Below are 13,658 nucleotides of genomic sequence, written 5' to 3'. Positions count from 1 at the left end.
ATTTGTATTAAAACTTATTGGAAAAGGACGGCGTACTCACCATATCCTTCTTTTTGCAAGTCTTCTTTGGGTACAAAACGAAGTGCCGCAGAGTTGATGCAATAACGCATTCCACCTGCTTCGGCAGGACCATCGTTGAACAGGTGACCCAGATGGGAATCACCTTCACGACTTCTCACTTCGGTACGAATCATGAAGTGGCTTAGATCGGTTTTTTCCTTCACGTTGTGGTCACGCAATGGACGTGTGAAGCTCGGCCAGCCACAGCCGGAGTCGTATTTGTCGGTAGAACTGAACAATGGCTCGCCAGATACGATGTCCACATAGATACCATCACCGTGGTGATCCCAGAATTCGTTATGGAATGCAGGCTCGGTCGCGCTGTTCTGCGTAACTTCATATTGAAGCGGCGTCAGACGCTCTTTCAGCCCGTCTTTATCCACGTTACCGGACCAGTTGCGTTCGATGAAGTCTACGCGTCCAGAACCTTTGCTGTAGCGTTTGTAATGGGCAGGGTTCTTCCGGTGATAATTTTGGTGATGTTCTTCCGCTTCATAGAACGGTTTGGCTGGCAAAATCGGAGTGAAGATTGGTTTGTCAAAGCGTCCGCTTTGTCCCAGCTCCGCTTTGGAAGCTTCCGCAATCTGGCGCTGCTCTTCGCTGTGATAGAAGATGGCCGTCTGATAGGAAGATCCACGGTCATGGAATTGCCCGCCTGTATCCGTAGGATCAATCTGCTGCCAGAACAGTTCAACCAGTTTCTTATAAGGGAAGATGGCAGGGTCAAACGTAATTTGTACAGCCTCTACATGTCCTGTTGTCTCCGAGCAGACCTCTTCATATGTTGGATTCTCGGTATGTCCTCCTGTATAACCCGATACGATCTTATGAATACCGGGCAGTTCTTCAAAGGGGGATACCATACACCAGAAGCATCCGCCTGCAAAAGTTGCTAACTCACTTGAATGTTGTTCCATGCTATAGTCACTCCATTTCTGATGAAGATTTAGCGCTCGTGTTCGAGCTCCAGCAATCTACGGTTTTATTAAACTTGTTACACAAGCACTAGGCTTGCTCTTCTATTATATCCTGAATTGGCAAGCCAACCAAGCCGGAATGAAAACAAGCTGAATCTGAACGGTTTACGAATTCTGAATTCAGGCTTTGTTGCGTGACCGAAAGCGAAATAAGAGCAAAACAATGGCCATGAACACCAGATATCCGGCAAGGATGGCCAGGCTCAGCCAGATGGAGGTTTCAGCTTGTGCACCTGCATAGGCAAATACAAAAATCGCTGGCATTTTCCCAATGGCCGTGGCAACCATGAAGACCCAGAATGGCGTGTACGTTATACCTGCGTAAATATTAACGGCCATCTGAGGCACGATCGGCAACAGTCGCATCGACATGACACCCATGAACGGATGTGCCTCCATCCATGTGGTAAAACGGTTCAGACCCCGAATGCGTTCGAGGTACGATCTCGCCTGATGTCTGAAGATGGTTCTTGCTCCGCCATAAACGAGCATGGCTGCAAGTGTGGTGCCAAGCCAGCATATCCAGGCTGCCGTGGTAGTACCGTAACTGTAACCAAAGGCGATAATAACAAACTTATAAGGAATTACAGGCACAAGAGCAAACAATGTTGCCATGGCGAGTAATAGCGGGATGGACTGATGGAGATCGGTCCAGGCCAGCAGTTCATATCTGTAAATAAACGTTACTCCTGCAAGTAAAACATATAACAGAAGCCATAACCATTTTCGCAAAATCCCAAACGCTCCTTTCAGATCAGGCAGGTCTAGTCGTGTCCCGATCTGTACTGCTGTTCCTCCTAAGTTTACCACGTTCGCCCATTGTCTGAACAATTCGTGCGAAGTCTGCTGCAATCACTGGCAAGTTGCTGTCCGAAGGGTTACACTATAGGACGTGGAAATATAGAACCGAACTGAAGGTGGAATGATCATCATGGAAACAACCCAACGTAAACGAGTTGCAATTATCGGCCTCGGCGATATTGCACGTAAAGTATATTTGCCGCTGTTAACAGCTCATCCGAACGTGGAGATTGTAGGCATTATGAACCGATCTCCAGAGCCGGTCAAAGCCGTTCAGGAGGCGTATCGATTAGAACGGGGAACAACGGATCTGAAAGAACTGTTGTCCTGGGATCTGGATGCCGTGTTTGTACATACAGCAACGGAAGCGCACTTTGACATTGTCATGCAATGTTTGGAACAGGGATTGGCCGTATACGTAGACAAGCCGTTATCCTATACGCTTCGGGAGTCGGAAGAAATGACGGCTTTTGCCGAGGCACAAGGTCTGTTACTGGCAGTGGGCTTCAATCGCAGATTCGCACCAATGTACCAAAAAGCGAAAGAATGGATGCAGGGTGGAAAAGGTTTAGAATCCCTGACAGTGACAAAACATCGTACAGGCATTCAGGATCGTCCTGCGGCAGAAACCATCTATGATGATCTCATCCATATGCTGGATCTAATGATGTGGTACTCGGATCATAACGTGGAGCTGCTTCATCAATGGATTCGGAAGAATGATTTGGACAGACTGCTGCATGCGACCGGAACGGCCAAGCTGGGCAGAACAGCCTATGGTCGATTCGATATGGTACGTGAAGCTGGGGCAGATCTGGAGAAGATCGAATTGCATGGTGGTGGACGCTCTGTTGAAGTCGTGAACATGGACTCGATCAGCTACATGGAACAGGGGAGTCTGGAAACCAAAGAAACTTTTGGGAGCTGGGACACTGTGTTAGCGCGCAGAGGTTTTAGCGGAGCCGTCGATCATTTCCTGGCTTGTCTGGACTCGCCTGATGATTGCCTGATTAGTGCAAGTCATGTCATGGACAGCCATGAACTGGCTGAACAATTAATCCGCAAATAGTTGCAGAATACAGATACGGAGGAATATACGTCATGGATGAATATGAAAAGGAACGTAATAAACAGATCGAGGAAGCTGTCATTGAAACCTATAAACAGGAAGAAGAGATGATGATCCTCGTATTTGCCCAGTGGTGTGTCAATCATGGATTGGACCCGGAAGAGATGTACCGGCAAGCCTACCCGAATCAGCAGAGCAACGAGCGTTTGCAGCAGGTGCAGAAGCTGATTGTATCCAAGGAGGAAGCCGGTGAGATCCCGGATGATACGGTACTTGGCGTGTTGTCCATGTTTGGCAATGAAGATCTGGCGATGGTTGTATCCGAGGCCATAGCCGCGCGCAAATAAGTTCAACTTACGTATACTGGTATGATTACATCTGTTCCCGGTGAATGACGCGGAATTCCTTCGGGGACATGCCGAACCGGGAACGGAATACCCGATGGAAATAGGTATAGTTATTGAAGCCGGAAGACTCAGACACTTGCTCCAGGGTCATTGGACTGAAAATAATTCGTTCCCTGGCCATATTCAGCCGTACGTCAAGCGTGTATTGCATTATGCTTTTGCCAAACGCTTCTTTGAAGAGATGAACCCCCCGTGAGACACTGATACCAATATGTGTTGCCACATCATCCAGCTTGAACAAAGAGGAAGCGTTTTCTTCAATGTAGTTCTTAATCTCATAAGCCACATAATTGGTATTGGTTATCGTCGGATGCTCTGAGAGCAGACGATCCACTTCGAGACATAAAATCCGCATATAATAACTTGAAATTTCCGGATAAGGATTGGAGATACGGCGCTGCTCCAGCACGAGCTGTCGAAACAGTACTAACAGACTTTCCGTCAGCTCGACTTTGATTCGGGTTGGTCGTTTGTGACGCTTCCACCACTCATCCACCCAGGAACCATTGAAGAAGATGTGATAGTCGCCACTCTCCACTAGTCGTTCTCCCATCGGATTGATTTCATTGTCTATTCTCAGCTCATAGGGCTCATCAGGATCAAAAAGAAGCAGATCGCCCGCGTCCACCAGGGACATGTCCCCATCAATACGTGCACGGCAGCGTCCGTCTGTTTGCAGTCTTAACAGGTAATTCTTCACCCCTTCAGGCTGCACCATAGCGTAGGGTTTACGATGAAATGAAAAGCCTGCTGTAAGAACTTGGCAGGAATGATCTGTCGGCATGGGCATACTCCTTGCAATTTGAAAATTATGACCAGATAGTTCATGTTTCAATCATATTATTCATTTTAATTGAAGCTGAAACGGAATACCATAGTATTAGATTTAAGGAACAGGAAACATCCAACAAAACATATGTATATCAACCATTCAAACGCGGATTTTCACCATGCGTAAGGAGATGAACGTCACAGTGGAGAAAATGAAAGCAGGCATCATCGGGTGCGGTAACATCAGTGCCATTTACTTGGAAAATCTCAAAAACAACCCGGTCATTGAAGTCGTGGCTGTTGCAGATTTGATTCGTGAACGCGCTCAGGAACGGGCAGATGAATTTAATATCGCAAACGTTTACAATGTAGATGAGTTGCTGCAAAATAACGAAATTGAACTCGTCTTGAACCTTACGGTTCCTGGCAGTCATGCCATGACCGATCTGGCTGCACTCGAAGCAGGTAAACATGTGTATGCCGAGAAGCCACTGGCAATTTCGCTTGAGGATGGTCGCAAGGTTGTTGAGCTGGCTGAGGAGAAGGGATTGTATGTGGGTTCTGCACCGGATACCTTCCTTGGTTCAGGCATTCAAACGGCTCGCAAAGCCATTGAGGATGGGCTGATCGGTAAGCCGATCGCAGCCACTTCATTCTTTATGGGTGGAGGACCAGAAGCTTGGCATCCTAATCCGGAGTTCTTTTATGTCGCAGGTGGTGGACCTATGTTTGATATGGGACCTTACTACCTGACCGCTCTGATTACGTTGCTCGGACCGATACGCAGAATCAGCGCCTCGGCAGGCGTACAGATTGCGGATCGCAAGATTGGCTCCGGACCGAAGGAGGGTACAGTGCTGCAAGTAGAAACGCCTACCCACTTGGCAGGAACGATTGATTTTGCAGAAGGTGCCATTGCAACCATGATCACCAGTTTCGATATTCGGGGAGCTTCGGATCTGCCACGTATTGAAATCTATGGTACAGAAGGTACGCTTAGTGTACCAGACCCCAATTATTTTAACGGGGAAGTAAAGGTTCGCAGATATGGCCAAGACACTTGGGAGACGGTCAAACCAGTCTTTGAAAGTGGACAAAACGAACGAGGCATCGGCGTAACGGAAATGGTCGAATCCATTCGTGCCGGAAGAGAACACAAAGCCAGTGGCAAGCTTGCTTATCATGTACTGGAAGCCATGCATTCATTCCAGCGTTCTTCACTTGAAGGCAAGCATATACATCTGGAGAGCAGCTATGACTCTTTAGCAGTAACTCGCGCAGTTCAAACTGAGATTGAAACCGTGGAATCGCACTAGCTCAGAGTACCAAGTGTTCGAAGCTTGATGCTCTTACGAGTGATGGAAAATAACCAGTATTCTTACGTTCAATTTCAGGATAGAAACACTCTCGATTTTCCACACTAATCAAACAGGCACGTGATCTGAACGGTAATTGTCTACAGTTCAATATTCATGAATTCAGCAATCATACGATATCTAATCCAGGGAGGAATCGCACTTGAAACTCGGCGTATTTTTGGTACTATTCGGAGGACGTAAATTGGAGGATGCTCTTGATTATGTAGCATCCAAGGGATTAAAAGCAGTAGAGATCGGAACAGGCGGACATCCAGGTAATGCACACTGTAAGCCGGATGAATTGTTAAGCAATCCTACAGCACTGAAAAACTTCAAAAACGCAGTGGAATCACGCGGTTTGACGATCAGCGCACTTAGCTGTCACGGTAACCCGTTGCATCCACAAAAGGATATTGCCAAAGGATTTCACGATGATTTTGTTAAAACGGTAGAACTGGCTGAGAAGCTGGAAGTACCTGTAGTGAATACATTCTCCGGTTGCCCGGGAGACCATGAGGATGCTAAATATCCGAACTGGCCTGTTGCACCATGGCCGAATGACTTCCAGGAGATCCTAAAGTGGCAATGGGAGAACAAAGTTATCCCTTACTGGACAGAGTGGGGTAAATTCGCAGCAGATCGTAACGTAAAAGTTGGACTGGAGCTGCACGGTGGATTCTCGGTTCACACACCAGCAACGTTGCTGAGACTGCGTGAAGCAGCAGGTGAAGTGATCGGAGCCAATCTGGACCCAAGTCACATGTGGTGGCAAGGCATTGATCCTGTGCAGGCGATTCACATCTTGGGACGTGAAGGAGCGATCCATCACTTCCATGCCAAAGATACAACGATTGATCCAATCAACGTGAACAAACACGGTGTAACGGATATGCAGGATTATACCAATATGCTGGATCGGGCTTGGCAGTTCCGCTCGGTTGGTTATGGACATGATAACAAGACTTGGGCAGATATTATGAGTGCCTTGCGTCTGGTCGGATATGATTATGTAGTAAGTATTGAGCACGAAGACGGTCTGATGTCGGTTGAAGAAGGATTCTCTAAAGCCGTGCAAAATCTCCAGCAAGTATTGATTGAAGAGCCGCTGGGCGATATGTGGTGGGTTTAGAGCTACATTAGGGGGAAATTGAATATGATCAACGTCACCATTTGGAATGAATTTGTCCATGAGAAAATTCACGATGAAGTAAGGGAAGTCTACCCGGATGGTCTGCATCGAGCGCTGGCTGACGGACTTGGCGGCGAAGGCTTTGCTATTCGGACGGCTACACTGGATCAGCCTGAACACGGATTAAGTGATGAAGTGCTGAATTCCACGGATGTGCTCATATGGTGGGGACATATGGCACACGATCGCGTAAGCGATGAGATCTCACAAAAGGTTGCGCAGCGAGTGCTGAACGGCATGGGAATGATTGTGCTCCATTCAGGTCACTTCTCCAAACCATTCAAAGCACTGATGGGAACCAGCTGCGATCTGAAATGGCGTGTAGCTGACGAGCAGGAAATTGTATGGTGTGTTAATCCATCCCATCCAATTGCGGATGGCATCGAGGGCAAGATTGTATTGGAAAAAGAAGAGATGTACGGGGAGTTCTTCGATATTCCAGTACCCGATGAACTGGTGTTTGTAAGCAACTTCCAGGGTGGGGAAGTATTCCGGAGCGGATGCACGTTCCGGCGTGGTGAAGGTAAAATTTTCTATTTTCGACCAGGTCATGAGACGTATCCGACCTATTACAAACCGGAAATATTAAGAGTGATCAGCAATGCTGTGAAATGGGCATATCCTGCCCGCAGCTTTAAGCCGGAATTTGGCAAGAGTGAACCTGTTAGACCGTTTGGCGGCGTGCTGGTCTAGTTATCCGTCGTAGTGGTAGTGTAAATATTTTTTGGTGAACTTATACGGATAATGTATACGAAGGAACCCTTCTCCAAGTCAATAATGACTGTGGCAGTTGGGTTCTTTTTGGGTAAGATAGTACTATGGGGAAGTTATACGATATTTCCCATGGTTACGACGCACCGTGTAATGTATACTGGGATGTATGATCCATTTTGCATGTTATGCTTCTAAAATTTAAACTTTTTAGTTGCAGACGTTTTCTTTGAAGCTTAAATATGTTATTATGAAATATACTAACAAAATGTAAGTTGAGTGATCTCTAAAGAGGTGATTAATGTGGAAGGTCAAGACTTGCGGATGTGTCCGCGTTTTGAGACGGCGTTTTCTTTTTTGGGCAAGCGCTGGAATGGTTTAATTATTCAAACGTTGATGAGTGGTTCAAAGCGATTCAAGGATATCTCCAATCTAATTCCGTCCATGAGTGACAAGATGTTGTCCGAACGGATGAAGGACCTGGAGAGTGAAGGTATTCTGGTTCGTCACGTCTATCCCGAGACGCCGGTTCGTATTGAATATGAACTGACGGATAAAGGTAGAGCGCTCCAGCCTGTCATGAATCAAATTCAAGACTGGGCTGAGAAGTGGGTTGACTAGCGTATAAGCAACATCACCCACTTCGTTGCATGAATGACATAGACTCCTGATTTCTGTGGAAATCAGGGGTTTTTGTCTTAAGTATAACGTGGATCGGCGTTTTTCTCTGGGGCTGTGCACATGTTGTCATGAGTTGTAGTATAATCTATAGAAAATGGCCGCAGACGGCCGGAGCGAAGGAGGCCCACTTGTCATGAGAGAAGAAAGCTTATCCCGTGAAGTACGCTACGGCAAGAAAGATATTGCAGAACTTGAGAGCGCATCCATTCAGGTCCATCTAATCTACAAAAAAGCTGCGGAGTTGTTTAAGCGCACAGCATATTCGCGTTCGGTTAAAGATGATTTTACCGAAGTGAATACGCATTCTGTGAACAGCGATGGTCCGAGATTGGCTCCGGCGGTGCTGCAAAAATGGATTCAAACGTCCAGAGGCTGGAAGTGTATCGGATGTGAACTGAGTCAACCTAATTCGGCGATGTCTCAGATGGAGGAAACCATCCATGGAAAGCGATTGGTGCTGGATGTGGGAGAAGGTCGGTTGGTTCAGGCAGAAATGCTGATTCAGGCGGTTGTCTGGTCTCAATATGAGAAGATTCGGATGTTTGCACCATGGCTTGGCGATGAACCCTTCTATAGCGTGCAGGAACTGGATGTCATTGCCCGTTATATTGTGCCTACCTATTTCTCGGAACGCCCCTTGCATGAGCAAGGGAAGGTATTCAAGGTACATCAACAATATGGTCAGATTCCGTTATACCAGGAGTATGTAGACGCACCTTCATGCTGCGTAAAGGTGGACGGTGGATTGCTTGAAGGCCGATTGCTGACAGGCGTATATGTATCGGAGGAACAGTTCTTCGGGCTCAATCCATATCTGAAAGATGGAGATGGAGGACGGACATACATGCAGGCATGTGTCCAATAACAAAGCAAACACTAGAACAGAAAACGGATTCAGATTGGAGAGCCTGTGTGCAGGCTCTCTTTGTTGTACCAGTCCTCTCTGGAGGGCGCGCGCGATAAAAGTAACGGGTTTGACACTTTTTTTTGTTGAGTGTTGTGCCATAATAGAGGTTATGGACAACAGGGTGAATGATTTTACGCAGGGTGGTGTTACCTACATGAAGAAGAAAATCCCCGGTTACATAGGTGTATGTTTGCTCATTCTGGCGATCTTGGCTGGATGTAGTGAGACGCAGCCTTCAGAGCAGCCAATTGTCAAAGAGACGGAAACAGCGAATACGATTACAGTGGCTGTAGATGGCAGTACATTCTTGCCTGATGCAACGAAGTCCATTAAGCGAGATTTTAGTGAGGGTTTGACACTCAAAAAAGCATTACTCAATAGCGGACTCGTTGATTTTACGGCGGATGGCAAACGGATTCAATCCGTGGGTGAAGTTTCTCTCGATTCTTCGCTGAGCTGGGCTGTGAAGTTGAATGGCAAGGATATTGAACAGGAAGATTGGGACATGGAGCTTCATGCCAAAGATGAAGTGATCATTTACGTGAAAGCCGCTGACAGTGGGGGGGATGGCGTTGCATATCAGACAACGTTACTCAAGGTGAGCGGTGGAAACATTATGCCAACTCTTAATCGTCAATATGCTGGAGTCTATGTTCAGGAATGTACAGTTCGCGATGTTTTGAAGTCCAGCGGGATTGTGAGAATGTCGGAGAACAACAAATTCGTCGTTTCGGTCGAGAATGTGACACCCCGCATGAATCAGCGGTGGGTCATTATGGTGAATGACAAGGAATTAATGGAAAACGGTTTGGATATGAAATTAAATCCACGTGATGCGGTAAAGCTTGAATTGACCAATGCATCGTAAGCATACAAAGAAGCCCAATCTCTTTTTAGAGAACTGGGCTTTTTTCATTGATGAAATTGTTTTGCAAGCAACACCTTATTAGCACAATCGTACTTCAAATACGACAGATCTCATTCGGACAAAGTTCACAGTGACAGATGCCTTGCAGCATCTTCAGATCTTTGATGACGATCATGCCATTGTCATATTCAATCGCATCTTTCTTACGAAGATCGCTTAACATGCGGTTTACACTTTCACGGGTGGCTCCAATCATATTAGACAGATCCGTGTGGGTAATTTTTTTGTGAATAATGACATGCTCTCCATGAGGCTCACCATACGAATTCGACAACCGAATGAGGGTAGAACAGAGCGCACCCGGTTTGCCATATAACATGAGGTCCCGGAACTTGGTCTGTGTCAGCCGGTGGTGGATGCCCATCCATTTCATAAAGTCGATCGCAAAGTCACAATGCTGGCATATCAGCATTTCCAGGTCTTTGTGTTCCAGTACACCAATTTCACTGTCTTCCAGTACTTCCGCTGAAAAGCTGTGTTTAGAGCCGAAGAAGGGATCAGCCTGGCCAATCATGTCACCGGATTGATACATGTACATGATCAGTTCCTTACCTTCATCCGTTGATTTGGTGATCTGGGCACGACCCCGTTTCATATAATAAAGTTTGTCAGAGACGTCTCCTTCCCAGTACAGATGGGTACCTTCAGGATAGGTTCTATCTTTCATTGTAACCAGCAGATGGTTGAAATTCGCTTCCGAGAAACAGTTGGTATTGCCGCGTTTTTCCAATACAGTCGTTAGTTCTCTCATAAATCTATCTCCCCTTTATGTCCATCGGACGACCTTCTGTAGCTTGCAGTAGCCTCCGAGGTTCGCCGCAAACCGTTGCCGTCCTGATCAGGGTCATCTCGGCCGGGAGGAAGGACGGTACAAATTGCGGTGGTTCAATTTTTAAGTTCAGTATATACCTAAACTTACCTTTTGGGGGGCATGGGAAGGCATCAAAAATGGCGAAATTTCAAACATTGTGATTAAATTCACTTTTAGTGGGGAAGGATGTGTTCGATAGCACTACACTTAATATAGGAAGTGGAAATCAACTTGTTAGCGGACATTACAAAAGTAAATTTAAATTTGTTATACTTTGTGAAAAAAATCACATGATTACGTTTTTAGCTATGTTACGATGTGAATGTAAACGAGAGAGACAAACTAATACGAACCTTTAGGAGGATGAGGGAGATGGCTGTAAAGAACGAAGTCGCCCCAGCAAAAGAACCGACAGCAGGTCAGTATATTCAAACATTAATCGACAAAGCGAATAAAGCACACGCCGCATTCATGAAGATGGACCAGAAGCAGATTGACCGGATTGTGCAAGCCATGGCGCTTGCGGGTCTGGATAAACACATGATGCTTGCCAAGATGGCTGTAGAAGAAACAGGTCGCGGAGTGTATGAGGATAAAATTACCAAAAATATATTTGCAACAGAATATGTATACCACAGCATCAAGTATGACAAAACCGTAGGCGTAATTGAAGATAACGAGTACGAAAGCTTCCAGAAAATTGCGGAGCCGGTCGGTATTATTATGGGTATTACACCAGTAACCAATCCGACATCAACGACGATGTTTAAAGCACTGATTTCCATCAAGACACGTAACCCAATCATCTTTGGTTTCCACCCATCTGCACAGAATTGTAGCCGGGAAGCTGCTAAAATCCTGCTGGAAGCAGCTGTGAAACATGGTGCGCCAGCGGATTGTATTCAGTGGATTGATGATCCTTCCATGGATCGTACAAACGAACTGATGAATCACAATGATGTGGCTCTCATTCTGGCAACAGGCGGATCAGGCATGGTACGTGCAGCGTATAGCTGTGGTAAACCTGCACTGGGCGTAGGACCGGGTAACGTACCTTGTTTTATCGAGAAAAGCGCGGATATCAATCAGGCAGTGACGGATTTGATCCTGTCGAAATCCTTCGATAACGGCATGATCTGTGCTTCTGAGCAAGCAGTAATCATTGAAGAACCGATCTTTGATCAAGTGAAGAAAAAAATGATTGCGAACGGCTGTTACTTTGTTAACAAAGATGAAGCAGCAAAATTGACAGCAGGTGCGATTAATGCCGAGAAATGTGCGGTGAACCCGGCGATTGTTGGTCAATCTGCGGTGAGCATTGCGAAGTTGTGCGGCATTGAGGTTCCAGCAGGCACCAAAATTCTCGTGGCCGAGATTGAAGGGGTAGGTACGAAATTCCCATTGTCGGCTGAGAAATTAAGCCCGGTACTGGCTTGTTACAAAGTCAAAACGGCAGCAGAGGGCATTGAGCGTGCGGCAGAAGTGGTTGCTTTTGGCGGCATGGGTCACTCCTCGGTTATTCACTCCACAAATGAAGAAGTGATCGGCAAATTCGCAGATCGTCTGCAAACTGGACGGATTATTGTGAACTCACCATCCACACACGGTGCCATCGGGGATATCTACAACACGAATATGCCGTCACTGACATTGGGATGCGGATCATACGGACGTAACTCGACTTCTTCCAACGTAACCGCTGTGAACTTAATCAACGTGAAAAGGGTGGCTCGCCGTACCGTGAATATGCAGTGGTTCAAAGTGCCGAACAAAGTCTACTTCGAAAAAGGTGCAACACAGTATCTTGCCAAAATGCCTGACATCACACGTGTTGCGATTATTACGGATGCGATGATGGTGAAACTTGGATATGTGGAAAAGGTAGAACATTATCTTCGTCAACGGCAAATGCCGGTAGCGATCGAAGTATTCTCCGATGTAGAGCCAGATCCATCCACAACAACGGTAGATCGCGGAACGGAAATGATGCGTCGCTTCCAACCGGACTGCATTATCGCACTTGGCGGTGGATCACCGATGGATGCTGCCAAAGCGATGTGGTTGTTCTATGAATATCCGGACACGGACTTCAACGATCTGAAACAGAAATTCATGGATATCCGTAAACGGATCTACAAATATCCACGTCTCGGTGTAAAAGCGAAATTTGTAGCGATCCCAACAACATCGGGTACAGGTTCTGAAGTGACATCGTTCGCGGTTATCACGGATAAAAATCAAGGTAACACCAAATATCCATTGGCCGACTATGAGCTGACACCAGACGTAGCGATTGTCGATCCGGAATTCGTATACTCCCTGCCTAAAACGGCGGTTGCGGATACAGGTATGGACGTACTGACGCATGCGATTGAAGCATATGTGTCTGTTATGGCAAATGATTACACAGATGGACTTGCGATCAAAGCCATTCAACTGGTGTTCCAATACCTGGAGCAATCGGCACTGCAAGGCGACAAACTGGCACGTGAGAAAATGCATAATGCTTCCACAATTGCCGGTATGGCATTTGCCAACGCATTCCTGGGCATTAACCACAGCTTGGCGCACAAATGGGGCGGTCAGTACCACACCGCACACGGACGCACCAATGCAATCCTGATGCCACACGTCATTCGATACAACGCGAAAAAACCGACCAAATTTGCATCGTTCCCGAAATATTCGCACTTTGTAGCGGATGAGCGATATGCCGAAATCGCCCGTATCTTGGGATTGCCTGCTCGCACGACAGAAGAAGGCGTAACCAGTCTTATCAATGCCATCCGTAACCTGAACAAAACATTGGGCATTGAAGAATCGTTCCAGGAAATCGGATTTGATGCAAAAGACTTCGAAGCACATGTCGATTATCTGGCAGACCGTGCCTTCGAAGACCAATGTACAACCGCCAATCCGAAGTTGCCGTTGGTAACTGAACTGGCTGATGTATACCGCAACGCTTTCTACGGAAAGTTTGAATAACGA

At 46.6% G+C, this 13,658-nt stretch carries 13 protein-coding genes; 9 read left to right on the top strand and 4 right to left on the bottom strand.

Features of this window, described 5'->3' with window-relative positions; all coding sequences use genetic code 11:
• Window positions 1–14: 14 nt before the first annotated feature.
• Complete coding sequence (msrA, locus tag MKX75_RS19275) at window positions 15–977, bottom strand: peptide-methionine (S)-S-oxide reductase MsrA (protein WP_091028748.1); 963 nt, start codon at window positions 975–977, stop codon at window positions 15–17.
• Window positions 978–1,157: 180 nt separating this feature from the next.
• Window positions 1,158–1,847, bottom strand: a complete 690-nt coding sequence (locus MKX75_RS19270; protein ID WP_133385438.1) for a VTT domain-containing protein — start codon at window positions 1,845–1,847, stop codon at window positions 1,158–1,160.
• Between the two features lie 121 nt (window positions 1,848–1,968).
• Here MKX75_RS19270 and MKX75_RS19265 point away from each other — a divergent pair, with 121 nt between their 5' ends.
• Together MKX75_RS19265 and MKX75_RS19260 are read left to right on the top strand one after the other, a co-directional pair.
• A complete protein-coding gene (locus MKX75_RS19265; protein ID WP_339166435.1) occupies window positions 1,969–2,907 on the top strand; it encodes a Gfo/Idh/MocA family oxidoreductase in 939 nt (312 codons plus the stop codon).
• A 32-nt stretch (window positions 2,908–2,939) separates the two neighbouring features.
• Window positions 2,940–3,254, top strand: coding sequence for a hypothetical protein (locus MKX75_RS19260; protein WP_062835308.1), 315 nt, complete (start codon window positions 2,940–2,942; stop codon window positions 3,252–3,254).
• Between the two features lie 25 nt (window positions 3,255–3,279).
• Here MKX75_RS19260 and MKX75_RS19255 read toward each other — a convergent pair whose 3' ends face one another.
• The gene (locus tag MKX75_RS19255) at window positions 3,280–4,098 is read right to left on the bottom strand and encodes an AraC family transcriptional regulator (RefSeq protein WP_062835307.1); all 819 of its coding nucleotides are present in this window, start codon (window positions 4,096–4,098) and stop codon (window positions 3,280–3,282) included.
• Window positions 4,099–4,288: 190 nt separating this feature from the next.
• Between MKX75_RS19255 and MKX75_RS19250 the strand changes: the two genes are divergently transcribed.
• The 6 genes from MKX75_RS19250 to MKX75_RS19225 all read left to right on the top strand — a co-directional run bounded on the left by MKX75_RS19250 (window position 4,289) and on the right by MKX75_RS19225 (window position 9,799).
• The gene (locus MKX75_RS19250; RefSeq protein ID WP_339166433.1) at window positions 4,289–5,401 is read left to right on the top strand and encodes a Gfo/Idh/MocA family oxidoreductase; all 1,113 of its coding nucleotides are present in this window, start codon (window positions 4,289–4,291) and stop codon (window positions 5,399–5,401) included.
• Between the two features lie 202 nt (window positions 5,402–5,603).
• A complete protein-coding gene (locus MKX75_RS19245) occupies window positions 5,604–6,572 on the top strand; it encodes a sugar phosphate isomerase/epimerase (RefSeq protein WP_062835305.1) in 969 nt (322 codons plus the stop codon).
• A gap of 24 nt (window positions 6,573–6,596) precedes the next feature.
• The gene (locus MKX75_RS19240) at window positions 6,597–7,325 is read left to right on the top strand and encodes a trehalose utilization protein ThuA (protein ID WP_017687549.1); all 729 of its coding nucleotides are present in this window, start codon (window positions 6,597–6,599) and stop codon (window positions 7,323–7,325) included.
• A 342-nt stretch (window positions 7,326–7,667) separates the two neighbouring features.
• On the top strand, window positions 7,668–7,964 hold the full coding sequence (locus MKX75_RS19235) for a helix-turn-helix domain-containing protein (RefSeq protein WP_076333333.1): 297 nt from the start codon (window positions 7,668–7,670) through the stop codon (window positions 7,962–7,964).
• A gap of 193 nt (window positions 7,965–8,157) precedes the next feature.
• Entirely contained in the window at window positions 8,158–8,889 is a 732-nt protein-coding gene (locus tag MKX75_RS19230) for a hypothetical protein (RefSeq protein WP_076333277.1), read from the top strand.
• Window positions 8,890–9,085: 196 nt separating this feature from the next.
• Window positions 9,086–9,799, top strand: coding sequence for a hypothetical protein (locus tag MKX75_RS19225; protein ID WP_139331953.1), 714 nt, complete (start codon window positions 9,086–9,088; stop codon window positions 9,797–9,799).
• A 94-nt stretch (window positions 9,800–9,893) separates the two neighbouring features.
• On the opposite strand, the gene MKX75_RS19220 is transcribed toward MKX75_RS19225, so the two are convergent.
• Window positions 9,894–10,610, bottom strand: a complete 717-nt coding sequence (locus MKX75_RS19220; protein WP_145322690.1) for a Crp/Fnr family transcriptional regulator — start codon at window positions 10,608–10,610, stop codon at window positions 9,894–9,896.
• 432 nt (window positions 10,611–11,042) lie between these two features.
• Here MKX75_RS19220 and adhE point away from each other — a divergent pair, with 432 nt between their 5' ends.
• Window positions 11,043–13,655: a bifunctional acetaldehyde-CoA/alcohol dehydrogenase gene (gene adhE, locus MKX75_RS19215; RefSeq protein ID WP_076333275.1), complete on the top strand. Its 2,613-nt coding sequence runs from the start codon at window positions 11,043–11,045 to the stop codon at window positions 13,653–13,655.
• The last annotated feature ends 3 nt before the right edge of the window (window positions 13,656–13,658 follow it).

This window comes from Paenibacillus sp. FSL R5-0341, from assembly GCF_037975235.1.
Taxonomy (GTDB): Bacteria; Bacillota; Bacilli; order Paenibacillales; family Paenibacillaceae; genus Paenibacillus; species Paenibacillus amylolyticus_A.
The sequence above is the reverse complement of the archived record's forward strand: the minus strand, read 5'-3'. Positions and strand labels throughout refer to the sequence as shown.